Here is a 23,930-nt window from a genome sequence, read left to right on the forward strand (position 1 = left end):
CAAAAATGACCGATTTCAAGAATATAGCGTATTTAAAAACAGGAAATCAAAAACAGCAATTAGCTTTTGAAGTTTTAACGAAACACAAAGTTCTAGAAAAATTGGTTGATTTTGATCCTCTTTTAGTCGGTACTATTCCAATAAACATCGATATCGAAAACAGTGATCTTGATATTGTTTGTTACTGGAAAAATAAACTGGATTTTATTGAGAGAATTAAACAGCTTTTTGAAAAAGAAACTCATTTTACAATCAGAGAATTTGTAATTGATGATAAAGAATCTGTCATTGCAAACTTCTTTATAGACGTTTTTGAAATAGAAATCTTTGGACAAAACATACCTACTGAACTTCAAAACGGCTATAAACACATGATTATTGAAGATAAAATCCTACATTCTAAAGATGAATCCTTCCGACTAGAAATTATCAAACTAAAAGAAAAAGGCATCAAAACAGAACCTGCATTCGGCTTATTACTAGGCTTAAAGGGAAATATTTATCAGGAATTACTGGATTTTAAAATCTAAAAAAAACAACACTTCTCAAGAAATATAAAAAATAAAGTACAAAAATTGTTTGCATAACCGTATTTAGTGTGTATCTTTGCACCCGAAACATCGCGGGATAGAGCAGTAGGCAGCTCGTCGGGCTCATAACCCGAAGGTCACAGGTTCGAGTCCTGTTCCCGCTACAACGATAAAAGCTTCAGAGAAATCTGGAGCTTTTTTTGTTTTCTAACCTTTTGTTTAAAACTGAAAATTCGAAATAATTAAAAAATAAAAGTCCTTGAAAATATCATACGTTTAAACAGGCTTAATTGATTAAGAGTTTATTTTACTTCGATCTAATTGCTTTGATAAGTTTGGCATTACGTCTGTCTGCCCTCGAATTCTGAAGCGACAGAACTGCCCATATTGCTGCCGGAATCCATCCTATAAGTGTAATCTGCAAAATAAGACATAATAAGGCCGTCAAAATTTTTCCTCTCAGCAGAAAAGACAACGAAGGAAAAAATATAGCAATTAAAGTCATCATAAGTTTTAGTTTTTAAAATAATAGCAATTAACAGCCGAGTAAAAATTACCTTAAAACATTAGTCTTAAATAAAACTGTTTTGTTTCAAAAACAGCATTAAATAATTATTCAAAGTTTAGTCAGACTGGATTTTTCATCATTTTCTCCAGCGTAATAATGGCTGTATTATTCTTAAAAAAGTACACTTTAATAGCATACACATGTTATACAAATATCTTCGTTTTATTACTTTTAAATAATACCAAAAAACTTTCACGTCATAAATTCCCTGACTTTAAAGCAAACCTCGTTTACCTATTTCAAATTGATTTTTCAAAAAGAATAAACTTTAAAAAATTATAAAACTGCTCAAAATTAAAGACAATTCCACTGTTTTTTACAACATAACTTCAAAAACAAGGGGATAAAATAGAACTTACAGGAATTAAACATAACAAATCAGACAGTATATTCCAAAACAGCTTATTTAGGGCAGTAAAAGCATTTTTAGCATTTTTTGATTTGTGAACAAATTCGCATCTTTATGTAATATACAATCGATAAACGGTTAAAAAAAACCGATGTAATGCGTTAAAATTAAATTCAACTTTGTTTTTTACAGCACATCATTTTTTTATTAATAAATCAGAACAAATTTTAAAAATTATCCATATAGAGAAAAAACTACGCTTCAATTTAATTTTTTATTTAAGTTTCAGTATCGACCAACCATCGATTCTGTTTGTGTTTTTCTGTGGAGGATAATTAAAATTTACTGAAAGCGGGTATCGACAAAGCCTTTTTTATTATTTTTTTACATTATCTAGATTATGAAAAAACTTTACTTATCCTATGCGCCTTTTTTTGCATTACAACTTTTCCTTTTATTATATCCTATGACTGCTCAATATGCAGCCGTCCCTTCGGAACGTTCTTTCAAGGATTTAAAAACTTTATGCTTTCCTAGTTCAATTAATAAAGCTCAAATAGAAAGACATCGTGTCTGGCTTAATTTAACCAATGAAGACGGTATTTTCAAGCAACTTTTAATTGGTTATATAACGGGAGCTACCAATGGTTGGGATGTTAATTTTGACTCCTTATCAATGGATGCTTATTTACCTGCAGATTTTTACAGCATTAACGAAAACAAAAAACTAGTCATTCAGGGACGCGCTCTGCCATTGAAGCAAACAGATATAATTACACTTGGATACAGATCATCAATTAGGGGAAATCTTAAAATATCGATTGATCGTGCTGATGGAGATTTAACCAATATGAATATATACATATTAGATAAGGAGACAGGTACAATCCATAATCTAAGAAACGGCGGCTATAACTTTTTTACACAGGAAGGAAGGTTCGATAATCGTTTTGAGATACGATATCAAGAAAACAAGAATTTAGGACTAGAGGAATCTGGCACTATAACACAAGAATTAACCGTGGTTTCAAGAAACAACATCATCAGCATAAACTCTCGTGACACTCTCTTAAAAGAGGTTTTTGTTTTTGACATCACTGGAAAATTACTTCACAACAGTCAAAAAATAGATGCATCCAACTTAGAAATCAACAACATTCAAGCTGAAGCTCAAATATTACTCGTTAAAACAATATTAGAAAATGGAAAAACTATAACGAAAAAGGTCATTTTTTAATCATACAGTCAAATACAAATAACATCAAAGCCTGCAGAAAAATTCAAAATTCTGCAGGCTTTTTTTATAGTATTGGATTTTTGATTCTGTCATTTTTACTTCATTTTTATCAAAGATTTGAAAAAATTACAAATAAAATCGCTTACAAAGATTTCTATTGGAATTTTCGAAAAACAAAAGCAAAAGAATATTCTTTCAAAACCAATAATATTCTTTAAAATTTAAAATTTCAGAAAAAATTTTAATCTCAATAAAAATTCTCTTTCTCATTACCTAAACATTCAAGAAGCAATTACAAATCAAATAAATACATTCCAACTAACTATTTCCATTTGCGAATTGACCGCTTTAAAAACGATATTTTAGAAATAGTAAAAGAATTTTTTTTTCAAAAGCCTATTGTATAATTCAAAATTAGTTCTAATTTTGCACCCGCAATAGCAAAGAAGGTCCGTTCGTCTATCGGTTAGGACGCCAGGTTTTCATCCTGGTAAGGGGGGTTCGATTCCCCCACGGACTACTTAACAAAACAAAAGCTTCAGAGAAATCTGAAGCTTTTTTATTTTCGAAACCCTAAAAAAAAGACCATCTATCTAGACGGTCTTTTTTCTTCTTATTTTGAGAAAAATTTATGCTCTAAATAAAGCATATTTATTGTAGTTGTACAACACTTTATCATAAGGAACAAAAAGCGAAACAATCTTCTCTGTTGATTCATCAAATTGGATTCCATTATATTTTCTAAACAAATAGATTTCTTTTAAGCAATTCGAAAGACTCTGATGAATCTCACTTGTAAAAGTTGGCACTTTTTTGTCGCCAACTAAAAGATCGATTTGGTAATTTGAACTACTTTTTGACAAATTGTTCCCAATAATTCTAATAGTAAAAGTGGTCTTTTTTCCGTATTGCTCACCTTGATATTGCAGTGTCATAATTTCTGTTTATTAAAGTTAGTAATAGCGCGGTTTTTACAAACTTTGCTGTTTTGGATACTTGTATTAAAGTTATAAAATTTTAGACAAACATAAAAAATTCCTTTCTAAATTAAATGTTATTTTTTTAAAGAAGTGCTTCTGTCCAAAAACAAAAAAACCGTAACGAATTACGGTTTCAGCAATTAACTAAATATATTTAATCAACTTTTTTAACGAGTGTAAAATTCATTCATAAGCACGATTAATTTTTGGTAAACATTGTAATTTATTTTTTGGTTTTGGTTAAAATAACAGCTTATATATACTTGGCTTTTATTGCAAGATTTTAGCTCTTAATTTATTTTACGAATTTATATATTTCATAGATAATATTCGCATAATATCGATAAACTGTTAATAAATTTCTTATTAACAAGACTTATAGCACTTTACAAAAATCTAAATTCAGTATCTGTTTTTTAACTACATTTGACTAACTAATTCTAAACCCCTCATATTATGAAAATTAACTTCTTCGCATTGCTTATCTCTGCAATTGTTACACTTGTTGTCGGTTTTATCTGGTATAGTCCAAAAGTGTTCGGAACCATCTGGATGAAAGAAAATAACCTGACACAAGAAGAACTTAGAAAAGGCAGCATGTTTAAAATTTTCGGATTAACGTACATTTTTTCGTTAATGATTACCATGACTTTAATGTCGCTTACCATTCATCAATCTGGTGCCATCGGAATGGTTGGAGGCCCGCCGTTAATGGACAGTGCAAAACCTTCTTTTGCCGCTTTTATGGCCGATTATGGAATGGCATATAGAACTTTTAAACATGGTGCATTACATGGATTTATGTCTGGTTTATTTTTTGCGTTTCCGTTAATCGGAATTAATGGTTTGTTCGAAAGAAAATCTTGGAAATATATTTTTATTCATACTGGCTATTGGCTAATTACGCTTACTTTAATGGGCGGAATTGTCTGCGGTTTTGCCTAAAAAAACAAAATATTAAACCCCCGTTTGAAACCAAAAAATCAAACGGGTTTTTCTTAATAATAACTTAAAGAAAGTGAGTTATTCTAAATATTATCTAATTTTGACGAAATTAGTTCACACTCTTGAATACAACTTATTCTTTCCAGATTTACAAAAGCGCTTCATTACTGCCATTAGAATGGAATTCGCTTGCTGCTGAAAATATCTTTTTAACTCGTGAATATTTAGAAGTTCTGGAAAATTCTTCTCCAGTAAACATGACTTGCCATTTTATTGGACTCTTTGAAGAAGAAAGGCTCATTGGTATTGTTTTAACGCAATTTTTATTTGCAGAAAAACTGGAATCGTTTGGAGAGCGTGATAAATGTTTAAAAACTTCTGTTCGAAATTTTGCATTGAAGAATTTTGCTTCACATGTTTTATTCGTTGGCAACAACATGCTGACGGGACAAAACGCTTTTATTTTTGATAAAAATATCAAAGAAGCAAAAGCAATTAAAACCCTTCACAAAGCCGTAAATCAGCTTAAGAAAGACCTAAAAGAAAACGGAAAAAAAGTTCACATTACAAGCATAAAAGATTTTACTGCTGAAGAAATAAAACCACTGCAAGCCGAATTTAAAAACAATTATACGTTTTCGACTCAGCCTAATATGGTTTTTGAAATCAGGGAAAACTGGAAAAACGAACAGGATTATATCGACGCTTTATCCAAAAAATATAGAGATCAATATAAAAGAGCCCGAAAAAAATCAGAAGGAATTGTAAAACAGCAAATGTCATTAGCGGATATTAAGCAATATGAAGATGTTATTTACGATTTGTATTTTCATGTCGCTAAGAATGCTCCGTTTAATACTTTTTTCCTCGCTCGAAATCATTTCAGCTTTTTCAAAGAAATCATGGGAGACAACTTTTTGTTGTATGGTTATTTCATTGACGAAAAACTAATTGGATTCAATACACTCATCAAAAATGGCGATACCATAGATACTTATTTCCTTGGCTATGACGAAAGTATTCAGCGCGAAAAAATGCTGTATCTAAACATGCTTTACGACATGATTTCCTATTCTATCAAAAAAGGATTCAAAGAAATTGTATTTGCCAGAACAGCACTCGAAATCAAAAGTTCTGTCGGCGCAAAACCGGTAAAAATGTATGGTTTAATTACGCACAGCAACGCTTTAATAAACCATAATATTTCGAGGTTTTTCAATTATCTGGAGCCTAAAACAGAATGGCAGGAACGCAATCCTTTTAAATAAGAGATTCAATTGCAATGACAATGACAATTGCAATAAACGAATATTCATTTAAGGAACCGCAATTTTCATCTGCTTATGCAAAATATGGATTTCCAAAGAAGTCTGTGCGCCACAATATTCTCCGTCAATTTGAAAGTTAACAGGATAATCGGTTTTTATTTCGGCTTTTTCTGTTGAAATAATGACAATATCATCTGAATCAATTGGCATATTTCCGGTAATAATTTTACCAATTAAAAGCAGATCAAGACTTTTTAGAATTACCAATTCGAATTTGCCGTCATTCATTGCTCCGTTTGGATTTATAATTACCCCTGTTCCATATTTCTGCGAATTGGCAATTACAATCATTCTTGCGGTATGTTCCACTGTTTTATTGTTTGCCGAAATAGTGGCTACAAAAGGATCTTCAGATTCTTTTAAAGTTGTAAAAGCCTGCAACGCATATCCCCAAAAACCTCTCACATCACTTTGTTCGTAATTTTTAACCAAGTTTGCATTCAATCCTAAGTCGCTTAAATGAATGCTTTTTTTACCGTTAATACATATCATATCCATTTCGATATAATGATGCAGAAAGGCTATTTTGAGGTTTTCCTCGATTCCGTCGGGAAGATTCAAATCTACCGAAAGCCCGTTTGCAGAACCTGCTGGTAAAATACCAATTATGACATCCTGCTCTTCCATAGCTTCGGCAACCATTTTTATGGTTCCGTCACCGCCAGCGACAACAATTCGCTCTGGTTGATATTGCTTGTATATAGATTGTATTTCTTTTGGGTCATTTTTTCCAGTGGTTTCATACACTTCCAGATCAAAATGATTGGTCGCTGCAAACTCTTCTACAGCTTCGATTAAGTCTGATTTATCAAGATCTCCCGATATCGGATTTACAACAAATAGTATATTCTTTTTCAAAATTTTATTTTTAAAACCAATTTAAATTAAGTAAATTACAGTTACCTAAATATACGTAATTAATGAAACCAATTCTACAATTATATCGCGGTTATGCAAATGAGCAAGAATTAATTGTGATGGGGCACGTTTTAAAGAAAGAGCACAATTACGATTTTGAAAAAAGAAAATTAAAAAACGCTACTTCAATCTTAAAGTTATTCCGAATCAAAACCATTAAAAATTTTGATGTTTATCTTCATTATAATAACGAAATCATTCACACCAAAACTCTAGATGATGGTTATTTCAATTTTTGTATTCCGTTGGAAAAAGAAACGCATTTTGGCTGGATGCCATATGAAGTTAGTTTGAAATACAACGACGAAACTATAGTGTGTAAAGGCAGTTTTATACGACCGCACAAAGGCAAACTCGGAATCATATCTGACATTGATGATACTTTTTTGATTTCGCACACCAAAAATTTTTTCAAAAAACTTTATATTTTACTTTTTAAGAATGTAAATGACCGTAAGGTCTTTAAAGATGTCGTCGCTCATTATCAAGCCTTAAGTCAGGCAGGAAGAGACAAACCTGAAGAAGAAAATGCCTTTTTCTATATTTCCAGCAGCGAATGGAATTTATACCGTTTTATTGCAAAATTTACCAAAATCCACAAACTTCCAAAAGCTGTAATTCTCCTGAAAGACATCAGAAGAGGAATTACTGATTTCTTTATGAGCGGAAGAGGAAGCCACGATCATAAGTTTGAAAAAATCAAACATGTTGTCGAATTCTATCCTACTTTAAAATATGTTTTATTAGGTGATGATTCACAGCACGATCCTATTTTATACGAACGTATCTGCAAAATATTTCCAGTTACCGTAATTGCGGTTTACATTAGACAAACTGGTAAATCACCAAAATCTGAAGTCCAAAAAATTCTAAAAAACCTAGAAAATCTGAATGTTTCTGTCTGCTATTTTAAAGAAAGTGGCAAAGCTATTGAACATTCAAAATCTATTAGGATTATTGAATAGTTTTTTTTTGTTTCAGGTTTTGAACTAATGAATATTTAACCGCAAAGCACGCTAAGTTTTTTAAGCGAGAGGTTTTATAAAACACAAAGTTCGCAAAGCTATATAAATAAAGCTTTGCGAACTTTTTACATCTTAAAGGCAAACTATAAAAAAACTTAGCGTGCTTTGCGGTAAAATTTAGTTACCAGGATTACAACTTGAAACCTAAAACAGAATATTAAGCATTAAAACTATCAATCTCTTCCTGAACGATTTCCCAATCCATTAATAACTGCTCTAAATCTTCTTTCTTTTTATTATAAGCAGTAAAGAATGAGGCGTCTTCAATATGTTTATCGTAATTAGTTTCCAGCATTTTATCGTCATGCTGAATTTGTTTTTCTAATTGCTGAATCTGACTCTCGATTTTACTTAATCTGTTTTGAAGTGATTTTCCTTTTTTCTGGTCTTCATAAGATAATTTACTTGCTTCTTTTTCTTTTGCAGCTGGTGCATTTTTTACCACATCTTTTTTCTCCACTTCACGCATATTTTCCATATTACGCTGTTCCAAGAAAAAGTTGATATCGCCTAAATATTCTCTAATTTTTTGGTCTTTGAATTCGTAAACGATATTCGACATTCCCTGAAGGAAATCCCTGTCGTGAGAAACTAACAACAAAGTTCCTCCAAATTTTTGAAGCGCGGCCTTTAAAACGTTCTTAGACTTAATATCTAAGTGATTGGTAGGCTCATCCATCAGCAGAACATTAATTGGCTGTAATAATAGCTTACAAAGCGCCAAACGGTTACGTTCTCCTCCCGAAAGTACTTTTACTTTTTTCTCTACATCGTCTCCGCGGAATAAAAATGCTCCCAACATATCACGTACTTTCATACGATTGGTGTCGGTTGCGGCATCTTCCATAGTTTGAAGCAGTGTAATTTCTCCGTCCAAATGTTCCGCCTGATTTTGGGCAAAATATCCTAATTGTACATTATGTCCTAATTTGATATTTCCTTCGTATTCAAATTCGTTTACCAAAGCTTTGATAAAAGTTGATTTCCCTTGTCCGTTTTGTCCAACAAAAGCAATTTTACTTCCTCTTTCAACCAACAAACTGATGTCTTTCAGAATCGTTTTATCGCCATAAGCTTTGGTTACATCTTCGGCTTCGATCACAACTTTTCCTGGTTCTTTTGAAACAGGAAAAGAAATATTCATTACAGAATTGTCGTCTTCATCAACTTCGATTCTTTCAACTTTATCTAATTTTTTAATCAACGACTGCGCCATCGAAGCCTTTGAAGCCTTGGCACGGAATTTCTCGATTAATTTTTCTGTTTCTTCAATTTTCTTCTGCTGATTTTTTTGAGTCGCCAATTGTTTCTCACGAATTTCATGACGCAATTCTAAATACTGAGAATACGGTTTATTGAAATCGTATGCTTTTCCTAAAGAAATTTCGATTGTTCTATTCGTAACATTGTCCAAGAACATTTTATCATGCGACACAATCACAACTACTCCAGGATAATTGCGAAGGAAATTTTCTAACCAAATAATACTTTCGATATCTAAGTGGTTGGTTGGCTCATCCAGAAGTAATACATCATTAGACTGTAAAAGTAATTTTGCCAATTCGATACGCATTCTCCATCCACCAGAAAAAGTTTCGGTTTGGTTATTAAAAACTTCTCTTTTAAAACCTAAACCTAAAAGAATTTTTTCTGTATCTCCAACATAGTTATAACCACCTAAAAGTTCAAAACGGTGCGTATAATCAGATAAATCCTCAATGATTTTAGCGTATTCTTCACTTTCATAATCCGTTCTGGTAACCAATTGATGATTGATCTCTTCCAGCTTCTTTTCTACAACCTTGATTTCAGTAAAAGCTTCATAAGCTTCCTCTAATACGGTTCTTCCCTGTTCAAAATCAATATCCTGACGTAAGAAACCCATCTTGATATCTTTCTCTTGAGAAATAACTCCAGAATCCGGTTTAAAATCTCCTGCCAACATTTTTAGCATGGTAGACTTACCTGCTCCGTTTTTACCAACAAGACCAACTCGGTCTCCAGCTCCTAAACGGAAAGTTACTTCTTCAAATAAATAGGTTCCTCCAAAAGAAACGGAAAGATTGTGTATATTAAGCATAATTTATAACTATTGTTATCAGCAGTAAAGGTTGAAAAATCGTACCTTTGTTTAAATTTTTTGCAAATGTTAAAAAAAGGATCGAAACTAAATAGTATTTTAACAGGAAGTTGTCCAAAATGCCAAAATGAAAGCATGTATGAAGACAAAAACCCGCTTCATTTGAGTAAAGTTCTAAAAATGAATGAAAACTGCAGTCACTGCGGCTTCAAATATCAAATTGAACCATCGTTCTTTTATGGCGCCATGTACGTCAGCTACGGATTGAATGTTGCTGTTGGAATTGCTGCCTTTATTGTCTCTTTTGTCTTTTTTGGAGCCAATATCGAGCAATCATTTATCGCCATTATCGTGACTTTGGTCGTTTTGTTTCCTTTTGTACTTCGTCTGTCTAGAAACTTATACATTAACATGTTTGTTTCTTATGATCCTAACGCTGGCCGAAAGTAATCCCTTTTAAATATCTTTTATGGAATCGCTTAATATCGGCTTCTCGGTCTATAGGCGTTCCGTTTTCAATATGCTCGTACAACATTTTTGCCAATGCCGGCCCGAGCATCACGCCTCGCGTTCCTAATCCGTTAAGAACATGAATAGAACTGTATGCTTCGTGAGTACCAACTAAAGGTCTTCTATCCGCAACTGTTGGTCTTACTCCAGCAAAATGCTTTATGATCTCAAAATCGCAGGTAATAATTTCTTTTATTCGATCTATAAGTTCCTGTTTCCCTTCTTCTGTTGGAAGATCCGTCTTATCATGCCAATTGTAAGTTGCACCAACTTTAAACAAATTACCACCTACTGGTAAAATAAAGACACTTGTATTCACAATTAGGTCTAATTTTAAATCAGGTGCTTTTATCAAAAACAATTCTCCTTTCGTCCCATCCAAAGGAAGATAATTAAAATATGGATTTTTATGTAGTCCAAAACCTTCTGCAAATATGATATGGCGGGCTTTAATACTTTTATACTGAATTCCAGATTCAAGAATTTCCAAGAAAGAACTATGAAAAGATTCTTCCAGAAGCAAATTATTATCTTTTAAATAAGCTTTATAACTCTCCAACAGCTGTCCAGTTTTTACATAGCCTGTATGCAGCACTTCTCCATAATTATGAGGAGAATCGATACCTTGATACTTTTTAGTAATGAGTTTGGTGGATAAAAACGGAGCTAAGTTTATTTTATCAGAAGCAGCAAACCAATTATTCTGTTCTTCAATCGAAAAAAACTTTCGGAGAATAGGCATTTTATAATTGAATTTTTCCTGCAATTTGTCCTCAACTTGATCATAGAATTCGTTCATCAAAACCAAATGCTCTTTAGCATTCCAAACTTCGCTGAAACGTTTCAGAATAACTGGATTGTACAAACCACCTGCAATTCTAGATGAATTTTGAGATTTGTCATCTATAACTAAAATAGATTTATTGTTTTTAAGGGCAACTTCGGCAAAAGAAATTCCAGCCAATCCAGATCCGACGATTAAATAATCAAGCATTTGCAGTGTAGATAAAATAAAAAAACTCTAACTACAAAGGTAGCAAGAGTTTCTCTTATAATTTGATTCATTACTTAGTAATTCCACATATCTTCTTCGAAATTTCGAATCTTCTCTTTTACACGTTCAGATTCCAATAACTGACTTTGCGCATTATCTCGTATATAGTCTTTAATTTCACGGTCCCCATATACATTTTCTTCTTTATAAATCACGGCATTAAACCTTCTGGAATCTAATATCTGATCAAATGAGATTGGAAGAGCTGAATTATATTCATTAAAGGCTTTAGCTTCATGCAGTACATCGCGCGCATTTGGAAAGAAAACCCAGAATAATTCAATATAATCTTTTTCATCACTATTCATCGTATAAACATCCGGAGTGACTGGGCAGATTCCGAGTAAACGATATTTTAATTCACTTTGACGTTTATCAAAATACCAAAATCCTTTAATCTTATATTGACTTACATCTGCCGCAGTAAGATCTTGTTTTAAAATATACTCAGCAGGAACAGTTCTGGTTGGCCCAACAGTTTCTTCAACATAAGAAACACTTTTCTTTTTCCCTTTGCCAGTAATTACCTTTTTCTTGACCACACGCGACCTATAGTCGTCAGGATATTGATTAATAAGTTCTCTTCCCGCGTCCGTCGTATCTACACGAGATAAAGCACCTTCGATATCTTTTAAAGACTTTTTGGTATTAAAATAACTATCGGTATACACTTCAGTTATTTTACCTGTTTTAATTCCCTTTGTTAAAACATCATAAAGAGAGCGTCTATCCTTCCCGATATTTACACTATCAACAGGAAAGTATAATGGAAAATTTATTCTTTGGTTTAAATCAATAATTTCCCAAACCATTTTACCCATTAAAATATCCCGATCATCAACATAACCATAGGCTAAAGGTTTATCGTTATCAGACATCATTTGTGCAGGTGTCTTAATTCCAATCTGATCAGCAGTTTTGGCATTAAGTAAATTAGACTGCGCATAAGAAACCAAATTTCCAGCCACAGCAACAACAGCAATTAAAAAATTTCTCATTTTCATAATCATAACAATTATTAGACATTAAACGAAATTTTATTAAATATATTGTTATTTTTCCTACATAAATAAATTAAAATAAAATTATATCCTATCCAATCTCTTTTTTTAAAAGAAACATGTGAACTATTTACATAAAAAAAACTCTTACTACAAAGGTAGTAAGAGTTTTTAAATATTTGATTATGTACAACTTAGTAGTTCCACATATCTTGTTCGAAATTGCGAATTTTCTCTTTCACTCTTTCAGATTCTAACAACTGGTTTTGAGCGTTGTCTTTCATGTAATCGCTAATTGCTCTATCTCCGTAAAGATTTTCTTCTTTATAGATTACAGCATTAAAACGTCTTGAATTCAAAATCTGATCAAATGAAATTGGAAGAGCTGAATTGTTGTCGTTGAAAGCTTTTGCTTCATGAAGCGCTTCTCTAGCATTTGGGAAGAATACCCAAAACAATTCAATATAATCCTTTTCATCACTATTCATAGTATAAACGTCCGGAGTTACTGGGCAAATACCAAGCAAACGATATTTCAATTCACTTTGACGTTTGTCAAAATACCAATATCCTTTAATTTTATACTGAGTAACATCAGCCGCAGTAAGATCTTGTTTTAAGATATATTCAGCAGGAACTGTTCTTGTTGGCCCAACTGTTTCTTCAACATAAGATACACTTTTGTTTTTTCCTTTACCAGTAACTACTTTTTTCTTCACAACGCGAGATTTGTAATCGTCTGGGTATTGGTTAATCAACTCTCTACCAGCATCTGTTGTATCAATACGAGATAATGATCCTTCGATGTCTTTCATAGATTTTTTAGTATTAAAATAACTATCTGTATAAACTTCAGTTACTTTTCCACTTTTAATAGCTTTAGTAAGAACGTCATATAAAGAACGTCTGTTAGAACCAATATTAGCTGTATCTACCGGAAAATACATTGGAAAATTGATTTTTTCATTTAAGTCAATAATCTCCCATGTAGTTTTTCCCATCAAGATATCTCTATCATCTACATAACCATAGGCTAAAGGCTTATCATTATCAGATATAAGTTGAGCAGGAGTTTTAAGTCCAATCTGATCAGGTGTTTTTGCGTTAAGCAAATTAGATTGCGCATTAGAAGCAAAACCTCCAGCGATAGAAACAATAGCTATTAAAAAATTTCTTACTTTCATCATGATATCATTATAAGATATTGAACGTAGCTTACACTACTTTATTATTGTATTTCGTAGATTACCGGAGCAGTTCTTGGCAATAAATAACTACCAGCACCAACCAGTTTAGTTTTAATTTCAGAAATAGTAACTTGGTCTCCTTTACCAGCTCTTGAAAGTACTTGTTTACATTGTGCATTTAATCTGTTTCCAGTAACAACAACTGTAGGTTGTCCAGGAATTTTAAAGTTAAATCCAACAACATCTAAACCAACTTCAAAATCAAAATCAACCAATTTAGCACCAATAGTAGCAATCTCTAAGTTAGATTTAGGACCTTTTACAACTCCGTCTTCTCCTCTAATTGTACCTGTTGGCCCAGGAATTCCTTTAATTCTGAATGTTTTCTTATCTGTTACTTTGTCTCCGTTTGGTAATGTTCCTGTAACTGAAATTGTTGTCTCAGTACCTGAACCTGGGCTCATGTTATATTTTCCTGGTTTTCCAGCAGAAGATAACCCTGGAGCACTAGCAACAATTTTGTTAGCATCAACACCAGCGAAAGATACAGAGATTGGGTTAACAACTCCTCTATATACAACATTCATCTTGTCTGCAGAAATTGTAGCAGAGTTTGGTCTTGGAACTACAACATATTTTCCAGAGAATTTCAAAGGAATATTTTTACCATCCTCTAAGAAAGTAAATTGTCCATTGATATCTTGTTCTCCAACTCCACCAGCGGTTAAAGAGATAACAGCTTGTCCGTTAATGATTTGTCCAGGACCTTGGAATGAAGTAGGTTTAGTGTTTTCGTCATAACGACCTAAAACTACTTTACCTGTAACTTTTTCTCCTTGGAAGTAAGCATTTTTGTCTAAAACAACAATCGCTTGGTAGTTACTGTAAGAAGCAGCAGCAACTGCAGCTTTTCCTAAAGCACTATTGTAAACGTCAGCTTCTGTTTTCTGAACGTCATTCTGCCAAGCTGAAAGTTTAGCCGCAGATGCGATTGCAGGGAAACCTTTAAAATGATAAGCTAAGTATTTTTCTTTTATACCGTCTTTGTTTTTTACATCAGAAAGATCAAATTTTTTATCAACCTCAGAAATGATTGCTGCATATTTTTTATCTGTTCCTAAAGCTGCTTTTAAATCCGCTTTATATTTTTCGATTTTAGCGATAATTTCGTTACCTTTTTTAGTGTAACCGTCTCCTGTAAACCAGTCGTCGATGTTATCACCTTTGTCCATAGACTCGTAAGGCATTTTTCCAGTTGCTTTATCAACTTCAAAACCTTGTACAGCCTGAGTTTTTAATGTACCGATATAAGCATAAAAATCTTTAGAAATTGCTTCAACTTTATGAGCAGTTTGAGCTGCAATAGCAAACTCTCCTTTTGCTTCAGCCGCTTTTTGATCTAATGCTGTTAATAAAGAGGCATTGTTTGTGATTGATGTTGTATTAGAAGCTTCAAATTTCTCGTTAAACAAACCGAAACCTGAAATAACTTCTTTTGATACGTTCATTGCCAACATTGCGATGAAAACCAGATACATCAGGTTGATCATCTTCTGTCTAGGGGTTAATTTTCCTCCTGCCATTTTTTCTAATTAGTTCTTTTATTAATAAATTTAATATTAGTTAAAAACTAATTATCCTTTGTTACTCATTGCAGAAAGCATACCACCATAAACACTGTTTAAAGAAGCAATGTTTGCAGTCATAGACGCCATTTGTTCTTTTAATTTAGAAGCATTTTCAGCGATCTCTTTGTTAGCCTCAGCGTTTCTAGAAGCGCTTTCTAATTGTACTTTATAAAGACCATTTAATGATTCCATTTGAGAAGCAGCTAAAGCTAATTCATCAGAATATTTCTTTTGACCTGCAATTGAATCTACAGTTGGAGCAATTCCTTTAGCAGCTGATTCGAAGTTTTTGATGCTATTTCCTAAACTTGACATTAATTCACCGTCAATTTTAGCTTCTTTTAATAATGTATCTAATTTTTGAGATAATAATCCTTGAGCGTCTGTTGGAGTTTCAACTTTGTCAGCTTTTTTTCTAGCTTGTCCATTTGCTAATTCAGGGTAAACAAGAGTCCAATCTAACTCGTCTTCAACAGGTTCGAAAGCAGAAAGCGCAAAAATCAACGCTTCAGTCAACAATCCCACTGAAAGCATAACTGTTCCTGTTAATGGTCCAATTTCAAAGTGAGTAATTTTGAATAAAGCTCCAACGATTACCACTGCCGCTCCCATACCATAAGCGAAATTCATTGCTTTTTTACTTAATAATGCCATAATACTTTTTTTTTAGGTTTAAAATAGATTTGTTGGATATTGATAAAATTATAAATTACTTTCTTTTACTTCCATTACCTGTTGACTGAGTCCCCATGTAATCTTGTACTGTTCTGAATCCGATATAACTTCTAGCTGAATCAGCATATTCGTGGTCACGAGTGCTTACTTGTAGGAAATAAGCAACGTCTTTCCAAGAACCTCCACGAACAACTTTTCTTTGATTTTTACCATCAATTACGTTTGGATTCATTGTAGAAACATATTCGTAAGCGTTTGGATTGTAAGCAGAATCAGTCCATTCTGAAACGTTACCTGCCATATTGTATAATCCGTAACCGTTAACTTCGTATGATTTAGCTTCTACAGTATATAAAGCTTCGTCAGCAGCGTAATCTCCTCTACTTGGTTTGAAGTTTGCTAAGAAACAACCTCTATCACTTTTAGTATAAGGACCTCCCCAAGGATAAGTTGCAGACTCGAGACCTCCTCTAGCAGCATATTCCCATTCTGCTTCAGTTGGCAATCTGAAAGAGTTAACTAAGTCACGACCTTTTTTCTTAGATTTGATATAACTGTTTTTGTATAAAGTTCTCCAAGCACAGAATGCTTTAGCTTGTTTCCAAGTAACACCTACTACAGGATAATCTCCATAAGCTTTGTGCCAGAAATAATCGTTATGCATTGGTTCGTTGTATGAATAAGCGAAATCTTTAATCCAAACAGCTGTATCAGGGTAAACATTAACCTGTTCTGTTTTTACGAAATCACTTCTTTTTCCAACTTTAGCTTTTGCAGCAGCCTGAATATCCATCCAAGAATAACGGAATTTCAATTTATTTACATCAATTGTTCTTAAACCATTATATGATTCTTCAATTGGTAAATACATAGAATCCATTACCTCAGTATAATATTCGTCTGGATATGCTTTTGTATCTTTAATTAATTTAACTTTTCTGTTTAATTTTCTCCCAGCATACGGATCGTCTTTTGTACCTACACTATAGTAGTTGTCGTACATATACTTATCATAAGCTGTCATTTTTTCTGGATCAGAGTCATTAAATGCGTAGTCAGCAATACTTCCGCCTTTTTTTCCTTTACCATCAGTAGCTTTCTGTCCTGTTTCATCAGCTAAGATTGCTAAACGAACTCTCATTGTAGAGTCTTTTACCCACTCCACAAATTGACGATACTCACTGTTAGTAATCTCAGTTTCATCCATGTAAAATGAACGAACAGTTACCGTTTTAGTCGGAGCATCTTCTACGTTAGCTAAATCAGCATCTGATTTACCCATAATAAAAGATCCACCCGGAACTAATGTCATTCCATAAGGCTTCTCGGGATGCCATTTCCCTCCTGTAACACCAACTAATTCACCTTTGTCACCTGACTTACCACAGCCGATTACCAGTGTTAACATTGCTGCAAATGCAATAAACTTCTTCATATAAATTTGGGATTATCTATTCATTATTAAAAGTCCGTAAACGTATTTATTATTTATCTAAAAAACAATACTACTTGCGAATTTATTTTACCGTTCAAAAATAATGTTAAATAAAATAAAAAAAAAATATTTTATCGATAAACTGTGACAAAAAATCGATGTAAAACGTTAATTTTTATACTATATAATTATTTTCTTACTAATTAAATTTAACTTTTTCCTACCGTTTTCAAAAACCTAAGATTTACCTTAAGTTTTAATCTTATAAAGCATTTTTTCGCTGTGCTTTCCACCATCTTTCTGGTAGTTCTTGGTTACAAGCAGCCAAATATTCTTCATAAGAACAGGGTAATAACGTATTTCTTTTCAACTTATTGTGACCATTTGATTGAAATGGAATTTCAATCCACCAACGATCCGTTTTATCACTCTTATAAAAAATCAATTCCTCCTCTTCTAAAGGAACAATATATTTCAAATAATTAGCACGGCTTCCAAAAGGATATTCTTTGGAACGATAATGATAACCCTCGATAAAATACCAGACAATCTGAGCAATAATTACCGCTTCAGCCATTGTACTGTTATGATTAAACACTCCAAATGCCGAAACTTTATCGCTGATTCCTGCGTATCTTGACAAAGCACAAATCTCCTTACCATTGAATCCGTTAGGCTCAAAAGTCACATTGTTTCCTGAAGCTGAAGACTTTACAGAATTCAAATCAAAACTAACTAGATCTGCATCTCTAAAAACAGGCTCCGCCAAAGTAATTTTATTTGAAATTTCACCTAAACGATAAGCATCAAAGAACAGCTTTTCGATTAAATCAATTTCTTCTTGAGAATTATAATAGGTCTGATACCCAATATTACAGTAATTAAACAAGTTATTAGGCTCGTCAATAATGATTTTCGTCAAATAAGAATTAGCCGAAACTGATTCATTTTCTTTTCCGAAATCAAATTTATTATCAACTGCTACCAAATTAACCATCTGCTCCAAATCATCGTAAGCACGATATAAAGCATAAGTCAAATCCTGGGAACCTCCTAGGACTATAGGAATAACTTTTTTCTTGATCAAAGAAGCTACAACCTTCTTTACAGCAAAATAAGTATCTTCTACAGAATCACCTGCAAGTATATCACCTAAGTCTGCAATTGAAGCATCCCAATTCCCTGGAAACATACTATACAGCTTTTTACGAACTGCTGAAAGATTAACTTCGTTCACCATATTGATGTTTGTACGATCTTCTAAAACACCAATTACAGCAATATTAATCTGATCAATATCAGGAAACTGATCTTGGGTATGAAAAACAACTTTACTTCCAAGTTCTTGGGAAGACAGTGAACTGACGAATTTTAAAATCGCATCATTAACTGGTTCTAGAAAATCAAATTCCATCTATACTTATTTCTTTTTAGCAGCTGTTTTTTTAGCTGGAGCTTTTTTTACTGCAGCTTTCTTTGCAGGAGCTTTTGCTTCTATCATTTCTTGAACCTGAGCCAATGTCAACTTCGTTGCATCAACATCTTTACTCAATTCAATTTTGATTTTACCTTTTAAAATCACAGAACGTCCCCAACGGGCTTTCTCTACCACAATTCCTTCATCTTCCCAATTGTGAAGCACTTTATCGATATTTTTTTGAAGCTTATCTTCAATAAGCTCTTCTACATCTGCTTGTGATAAATTGTCGAAATTATATTTTTTGCTCACATTCACAAAAAGTCCATTCCATTTAATGAATGGTCCAAAACGTCCCACGCCTTTTTGAACACCTTCTCCTTTATAAACAGCTATCGGCGCATCTGCAAGTGCTTTTTCGTCAATTAGCTCTTGAGCTCTTTCTTTAGAAACACTCAATGGATCTTCCCCTCTTGGCAACGAAATAAAAACACTTCCGTGACGAACATAAGGACCGTAACGGCCGTTATTCACTTCTACTTCTTCTCCTTTATATTCTCCTAAACTTTTAGGCAGCAAAAATAAATTTAAAGCTTCTTCAAGCGTAATGTTTCCAATATTTTGATCTGCCATTAAGCTGGCGAATTTTTTATCCTCATCATCTGCTTCTCCAATTTGAGCCATCGGACCAAATTTTCCTAAACGAACAGAAACCTGTCTTCCATCAGCATCTTTTCCTAAAATTCTTTCACCGCTTTCACGTTCCGCATTTGCCTCAACTTCTTTTACATTTGGATGAAACTGATTATAAAAATCCTGCATCATTTTTGCCCAGTCAATATTTCCTTCGGCAATTTCATCAAAATCCTGTTCTACTTTCGCAGTAAAATTATAATCTAAAATGTTTCCAAAATTCTTCACCAAGAAATCAGTTACAATTGTTCCAATATCTGTAGGAACTAATTTTCCTTTATCCGAACCTGTATTTTCTTTTAGAACTTTCTCTCCAACTTTGCTGTTTTGCAAGGTAAGCTGTGTATAATTTCTTTCTACACCTTCCAAAGTTCCTTTTTCAACATAATTTCTATTGATAATAGTAGAAATCGTTGGCGCATAAGTAGAAGGACGACCAATTCCAAGTTCTTCTAGTTTTTTAACCAAAGAAGCCTCTGTATAACGAGCTGGTGGTCTTGAATATCGTTCTGTAGCTGTAATATAATTATTCGCTAGTTTTTCGTTTACTTTTAATGCTGGAAGCATCCCTTCTTGCTCCTCTTCATCATCATCGTGTCCTTCCAGATACACTTTCAAGAAACCTTCAAAAAGCAATACTTCTCCAGAAGCCGTAAAAACTTCATTATGATTATCAGCCTCGATTTTTACATTTGTTCTTTCTAACTGTGCATCGCTCATTTGCGAAGCTAAAGTTCTTTTCCATATCAAATCGTATAAACGAGCTTGGTCACGATCGATATTTACTGTATGACGAGACATATCTGTTGGACGAATTGCTTCGTGCGCTTCCTGCGCTCCTTTGTTTTTGTTGGCAAAAACACGAGGTTTCGAATATTCTTTTCCGTATGATTTTATAATTTCTGCTTCAGCAGCATCCATTGCTTCTTTTGAAAGATTCACAGAATCCGTTCTCATATAAGTAATAAGTCCGGCTTCGTAAAGACGCTGTGCTAACTGCATGGTAATTCCAACTGGCAAGTATAATTTTCTTGCTGCTTCCTGCTGCAACGTAGAAGTTGTAAAAGGAGATGTTGGGGATTTTTTGGTAGGCTTAGTTTCTAAATCGGCTACCTTATATTTAGAACCGATGTTTTGATTTAAGAAATCTTCGGCTTCTTTTTTAGTATTGAAGTTTTTTGGAAGCTTTGCTTTAAAAGCTTTTCCAGCTTCGTTTACAAATTCTGCAACAATTGAATATGTTGCTACTGCATTAAAACTTTGAATTTCACGTTCTCTTTCAACGATCAAACGTACAGAAACCGACTGCACACGACCTGCTGAAAGTCCACCTTTGATTTTTCTCCATAAAACCGGAGATAATTCGTAACCTACTAAACGATCCAGAACACGACGTGCTTGTTGTGCGTTTACTAAATTATAATCAATTTCTCTTGGATTGTCGATTGCTTTAAGAATCGCAGATTTTGTAATCTCGTGAAAAACTATACGTTTAGTCTTTTTTGTATCCAGTTTCAGTTCTTCCGCCAAGTGCCATGAAATAGCCTCCCCCTCGCGGTCCTCATCGGATGCCAACCAAACCGTTTCGGCATTCTTAGAAAGTGATTTTAGTTTCGTTACCAAGGCTTTTTTATCAGGAGAAACTTCATATTTAGGTTTAAAACCATTTTCTACATCTACTCCTATTTCCTTTGATGGTAAGTCGGCTATGTGACCATAACTTGACTCCACCTGAAAATCGCTTCCGAGAAATTTCTCGATCGTTTTCGCCTTTGCAGGTGACTCCACTATAACTAAATTCTTTGCCATTGCTCTTATTTTCTGCAACAAAAGTATCTATTTTTTTTAAATATTAACCTTACGAACGCATTTTTGAAGTATTTTGATATTATGAAACTTAAAATTGCAGATTTATCTGTAATAATATCGATTATATATATAGGTATAACTTTTAATGATTTCTGACCGAGAAATCTCCTTTTTTAATGTAGATTTTAGATTTCAGATTTTAGACTGCAAAAAACATACACTTAAATTAAAATTTAATTCTTTCTTTTAAAACTGTTTGACCTAGCCCAGATTGAAACGGATTGCCCGGAGTAAAAAAAGCAAAAGTTTCTTGTTCTAAAAAAGCGACCAACGGAAGCTCTTTTTAGAACATTAGAAACTTTGCTTTTTTTATGAGGACAAGAAGTGGAAAGCTGGAAATAGCTCCTAAAAATTGTAAAATGTGAAATGTAGGTAGCAAAATGCTTAGAATAAAATGCTGGAATTTACTATTTACCAAAACATTGTTAATTCTTCATCTGCCATCTTGTCATATTAGATGCAATTACCCTATCTTTGCACTTTGAAATTTTACAATGGAAAAGATTATTGAAGAAAGCAAGCAGGGCGAAAGTCTTGTTCTGGAAAATAAACCTGAGAATACTAAAAAACTCTTTATAGAAAGTTACGGCTGTGCGATGAATTTTTCGGACAGTGAAGTCGTAGCTTCCATTTTGTCTGACGGAGGTTATAACACCACTTCTGTTCTGGAAGAAGCCGATTTGGTTTTAGTGAACACCTGCTCTATCCGTGACAAAGCTGAACAGACTATTCGTAAACGTTTAGAAAAATACAATGCAGTAAAACGTACGAATCCAAAAATGAAAGTGGGCGTTTTGGGCTGTATGGCCGAACGTTTGAAAAGCCAGTTTTTGGAAGAAGAAAAAATAGTTGATCTTGTTGTTGGTCCTGATGCTTATAAAGATCTTCCGAATTTATTAGCAGAAGTTGAAGAAGGACGTGACGCTATTAATGTAATTTTATCAAAAGAAGAAACCTACGGAGATATTTCGCCGGTTCGTTTAATGAGCAACGGAATCACCGCTTTGGTTTCAATCACTCGTGGATGCGACAATATGTGTACGTTTTGTGTTGTACCTTTTACACGTGGACGTGAAAGAAGCCGTGAACCTCAAAGTATTATGAATGAAATTAAAGATCTTTGGGAAAAAGGTTTTAAAGAAATTACACTTTTAGGACAAAACGTTGACAGTTATCTTTGGTACGGTGGTGGTTTGAAAAAAGACTTTGTAAATGCTTCTGAAATGCAAAAAGCAACTGCTGTTGATTTTGATCAATTATTAGAAATGGTTGCTGTTGGTTTTCCTAAAATGCGTATTAGATTTTCGACTTCAAATCCGCAGGATATGCATGAAAGTATTTTACATGTGATGGCGAAATATCCAAATATCTGTAAACATATTCACTTGCCGGTTCAGTCTGGAAGTAACAGAATTTTAAAAGAAATGAATCGTCTGCATTCTCGTGAGGAATATATGGCTTTGATTGATAAAATTAGAGCGATTGTTCCAGATGCTTCGATTTCACAAGATATGATTGCTGGTTTCCCTACAGAAACGGAAGAAGATCATCAAGACACCATGAGTTTAATGGAATATGTAAAATATAATTTCGGTTATATGTATTCGTATTCTGAACGCCCGGGAACTTTGGCTGGAAGAAAAATGAAAGATGATGTTGAAGAAGAAACTAAAGCCAGAAGATTACAGGAAATTGTTGATTTACAACAAAAACATGCCTGGTTTAGAAGCGAGGAATTTGTTGGAAAAACAGTTGAAGTTTTAGTCGAGAAAGTTTCTAAGAAATCTAAAGACGAATTCTCAGGAAGAAATTCTCAGAGTATTACGGTTGTTTTCCCTAAAGAGAATTATAAAATTGGAGATTTCGTAAACGTAAAAATCACAAGCTGCACTAGTGGAACTTTAAAGGGTGAAGCCATTGGATATTCTGAGATGAATTAGTTTTTATAACCGCAAATTTCACAAATTTCCGCAAATTAACTATTCATGATCGATACAAACGAATATTACTACAAGAAAGATCAAAATTATCAAATTGTAGGCATATGCATGGAAGTACATAGATTACTAGGCCCTGGATTACTTGAAATTGTCTATAAAGATGCATTAGAAATTGAATTCAAAAATAACAACATTCCTTATCATCGAGAAAAGGAATTTTCAATAGAATACAAAGGAGTTATTTTGCCTCATAAATTTTATGCCAATTTTATAGTTTATGAAGATATAATATTAGAAGTAAAATCAGTTAGAGAAATCAGTAATGATCATCTTGCTCAAACATTAAATTACATGAAGCTTGCGGATACTCCCGTTGGAATAATTGCAAATTTTCAAAACAAATCATTAGTACACAAAAGATTGATAAATTCATAAACAGAATTTGCGCTAATTTGTGTAATTTGTGGTTAATTTAATAATACACATTTCTAACGGATTTAAAAGAAAACTTGAGTTAATCCGCATTAATCTGTGGTAAAAGAAAAAAATACAAGCCAAAGT

The 23,930-nt window shown here is 33.2% G+C and carries 20 protein-coding genes and 2 tRNA genes; 10 read left to right on the forward strand and 12 right to left on the reverse strand.

The features are described from left to right. Window positions 1-5 precede the first annotated feature (5 nt). Entirely contained in the window at window positions 6-530 is a 525-nt protein-coding gene (locus tag GSY47_RS16135; RefSeq protein ID WP_179001250.1) for a DUF4269 domain-containing protein, read from the forward strand. Between the two features lie 91 nt (window positions 531-621). After that, window positions 622-694: transfer RNA gene (locus GSY47_RS16140), tRNA-Met, on the forward strand. Between the two features lie 143 nt (window positions 695-837). Here the strand turns inward: GSY47_RS16140 and GSY47_RS16145 are convergent. After that, window positions 838-1,038, reverse strand: coding sequence for a YqaE/Pmp3 family membrane protein (locus GSY47_RS16145; protein WP_218651370.1), 201 nt, complete (start codon window positions 1,036-1,038; stop codon window positions 838-840). A gap of 809 nt (window positions 1,039-1,847) precedes the next feature. Here GSY47_RS16145 and GSY47_RS16150 point away from each other — a divergent pair. Together GSY47_RS16150 and GSY47_RS16155 are read left to right on the forward strand one after the other, a co-directional pair. Beyond that, window positions 1,848-2,684 carry a T9SS sorting signal type C domain-containing protein gene (locus GSY47_RS16150; RefSeq protein ID WP_179001286.1) on the forward strand — a complete coding sequence of 279 codons (837 nt, stop codon included), beginning with the start codon at window positions 1,848-1,850 and terminating at the stop codon, window positions 2,682-2,684. A 448-nt stretch (window positions 2,685-3,132) separates the two neighbouring features. Next, window positions 3,133-3,204 (forward strand) — tRNA-Glu (locus GSY47_RS16155). 109 nt (window positions 3,205-3,313) lie between these two features. Here the strand turns inward: GSY47_RS16155 and GSY47_RS16160 are convergent. Continuing rightward, window positions 3,314-3,619: a hypothetical protein gene (locus tag GSY47_RS16160; RefSeq protein WP_179001288.1), complete on the reverse strand. Its 306-nt coding sequence runs from the start codon at window positions 3,617-3,619 to the stop codon at window positions 3,314-3,316. 501 nt (window positions 3,620-4,120) lie between these two features. Between GSY47_RS16160 and GSY47_RS16165 the strand changes: the two genes are divergently transcribed. Then, window positions 4,121-4,609, forward strand: a complete 489-nt coding sequence (locus GSY47_RS16165) for a DUF1761 domain-containing protein (protein WP_179001290.1) — start codon at window positions 4,121-4,123, stop codon at window positions 4,607-4,609. A 122-nt stretch (window positions 4,610-4,731) separates the two neighbouring features. Continuing rightward, the gene (locus GSY47_RS16170) at window positions 4,732-5,877 is read left to right on the forward strand and encodes a GNAT family N-acetyltransferase (RefSeq protein ID WP_179001291.1); all 1,146 of its coding nucleotides are present in this window, start codon (window positions 4,732-4,734) and stop codon (window positions 5,875-5,877) included. 48 nt (window positions 5,878-5,925) lie between these two features. Here GSY47_RS16170 and GSY47_RS16175 read toward each other — a convergent pair whose 3' ends face one another. Further along, window positions 5,926-6,795: a diacylglycerol/lipid kinase family protein gene (locus tag GSY47_RS16175; protein ID WP_179001294.1), complete on the reverse strand. Its 870-nt coding sequence runs from the start codon at window positions 6,793-6,795 to the stop codon at window positions 5,926-5,928. 62 nt (window positions 6,796-6,857) lie between these two features. Here GSY47_RS16175 and GSY47_RS16180 point away from each other — a divergent pair, with 62 nt between their 5' ends. After that, window positions 6,858-7,820, forward strand: coding sequence for an App1 family protein (locus GSY47_RS16180; RefSeq protein WP_179001296.1), 963 nt, complete (start codon window positions 6,858-6,860; stop codon window positions 7,818-7,820). Between the two features lie 217 nt (window positions 7,821-8,037). Here the strand turns inward: GSY47_RS16180 and abc-f are convergent, their stop codons facing one another. Beyond that, window positions 8,038-9,960, reverse strand: a complete 1,923-nt coding sequence (gene abc-f / locus GSY47_RS16185; RefSeq protein ID WP_179001298.1) for a ribosomal protection-like ABC-F family protein — start codon at window positions 9,958-9,960, stop codon at window positions 8,038-8,040. A 66-nt stretch (window positions 9,961-10,026) separates the two neighbouring features. Between abc-f and GSY47_RS16190 the strand changes: the two genes are divergently transcribed. Further along, window positions 10,027-10,410, forward strand: coding sequence for a DUF983 domain-containing protein (locus GSY47_RS16190; protein WP_179001299.1), 384 nt, complete (start codon window positions 10,027-10,029; stop codon window positions 10,408-10,410). On the opposite strand, the gene GSY47_RS16195 is transcribed toward GSY47_RS16190, so the two are convergent. The 8 genes from GSY47_RS16195 to topA all read right to left on the reverse strand — a co-directional run bounded on the left by GSY47_RS16195 (window position 10,391) and on the right by topA (window position 21,369). Continuing rightward, window positions 10,391-11,464: an NAD(P)/FAD-dependent oxidoreductase gene (locus tag GSY47_RS16195; RefSeq protein WP_179001301.1), complete on the reverse strand. Its 1,074-nt coding sequence runs from the start codon at window positions 11,462-11,464 to the stop codon at window positions 10,391-10,393. The two genes, GSY47_RS16190 and GSY47_RS16195, sit on opposite strands and share 20 nt — an antisense overlap. Before the next feature lie 74 nt (window positions 11,465-11,538). After that, a complete protein-coding gene (gene porN, locus GSY47_RS16200; RefSeq protein WP_179001303.1) occupies window positions 11,539-12,528 on the reverse strand; it encodes a type IX secretion system ring subunit PorN/GldN in 990 nt (329 codons plus the stop codon). 191 nt (window positions 12,529-12,719) lie between these two features. Then, entirely contained in the window at window positions 12,720-13,709 is a 990-nt protein-coding gene (gene porN, locus GSY47_RS16205; protein WP_179001665.1) for a type IX secretion system ring subunit PorN/GldN, read from the reverse strand. A 44-nt stretch (window positions 13,710-13,753) separates the two neighbouring features. Further along, window positions 13,754-15,295 carry a type IX secretion system motor protein PorM/GldM gene (porM, locus tag GSY47_RS16210; RefSeq protein ID WP_179001305.1) on the reverse strand — a complete coding sequence of 514 codons (1,542 nt, stop codon included), beginning with the start codon at window positions 15,293-15,295 and terminating at the stop codon, window positions 13,754-13,756. 51 nt (window positions 15,296-15,346) lie between these two features. Next, a complete protein-coding gene (porL, locus tag GSY47_RS16215; protein ID WP_091492645.1) occupies window positions 15,347-15,994 on the reverse strand; it encodes a type IX secretion system motor protein PorL/GldL in 648 nt (215 codons plus the stop codon). Between the two features lie 55 nt (window positions 15,995-16,049). Beyond that, window positions 16,050-17,450, reverse strand: coding sequence for a T9SS ring complex lipoprotein PorK/GldK (porK, locus tag GSY47_RS16220; protein ID WP_091492644.1), 1,401 nt, complete (start codon window positions 17,448-17,450; stop codon window positions 16,050-16,052). Window positions 17,451-17,712: 262 nt separating this feature from the next. Beyond that, entirely contained in the window at window positions 17,713-18,864 is a 1,152-nt protein-coding gene (locus GSY47_RS16225) for a formimidoylglutamase (RefSeq protein WP_179001307.1), read from the reverse strand. 6 nt (window positions 18,865-18,870) lie between these two features. Beyond that, complete coding sequence (gene topA / locus GSY47_RS16230) at window positions 18,871-21,369, reverse strand: type I DNA topoisomerase (protein ID WP_179001309.1); 2,499 nt, start codon at window positions 21,367-21,369, stop codon at window positions 18,871-18,873. Window positions 21,370-21,923: 554 nt separating this feature from the next. On the opposite strand from topA, the gene miaB reads away from it, so the two are divergent. Then, on the forward strand, window positions 21,924-23,369 hold the full coding sequence (miaB, locus tag GSY47_RS16235; protein WP_179001311.1) for a tRNA (N6-isopentenyl adenosine(37)-C2)-methylthiotransferase MiaB: 1,446 nt from the start codon (window positions 21,924-21,926) through the stop codon (window positions 23,367-23,369). A 45-nt stretch (window positions 23,370-23,414) separates the two neighbouring features. Further along, the gene (locus GSY47_RS16240; RefSeq protein WP_179001313.1) at window positions 23,415-23,804 is read left to right on the forward strand and encodes a GxxExxY protein; all 390 of its coding nucleotides are present in this window, start codon (window positions 23,415-23,417) and stop codon (window positions 23,802-23,804) included. Window positions 23,805-23,930 lie beyond the last annotated feature (126 nt).

Source organism: Flavobacterium quisquiliarum (assembly GCF_019308285.1).
Classification (GTDB): Bacteria; Bacteroidota; Bacteroidia; order Flavobacteriales; family Flavobacteriaceae; genus Flavobacterium; species Flavobacterium quisquiliarum.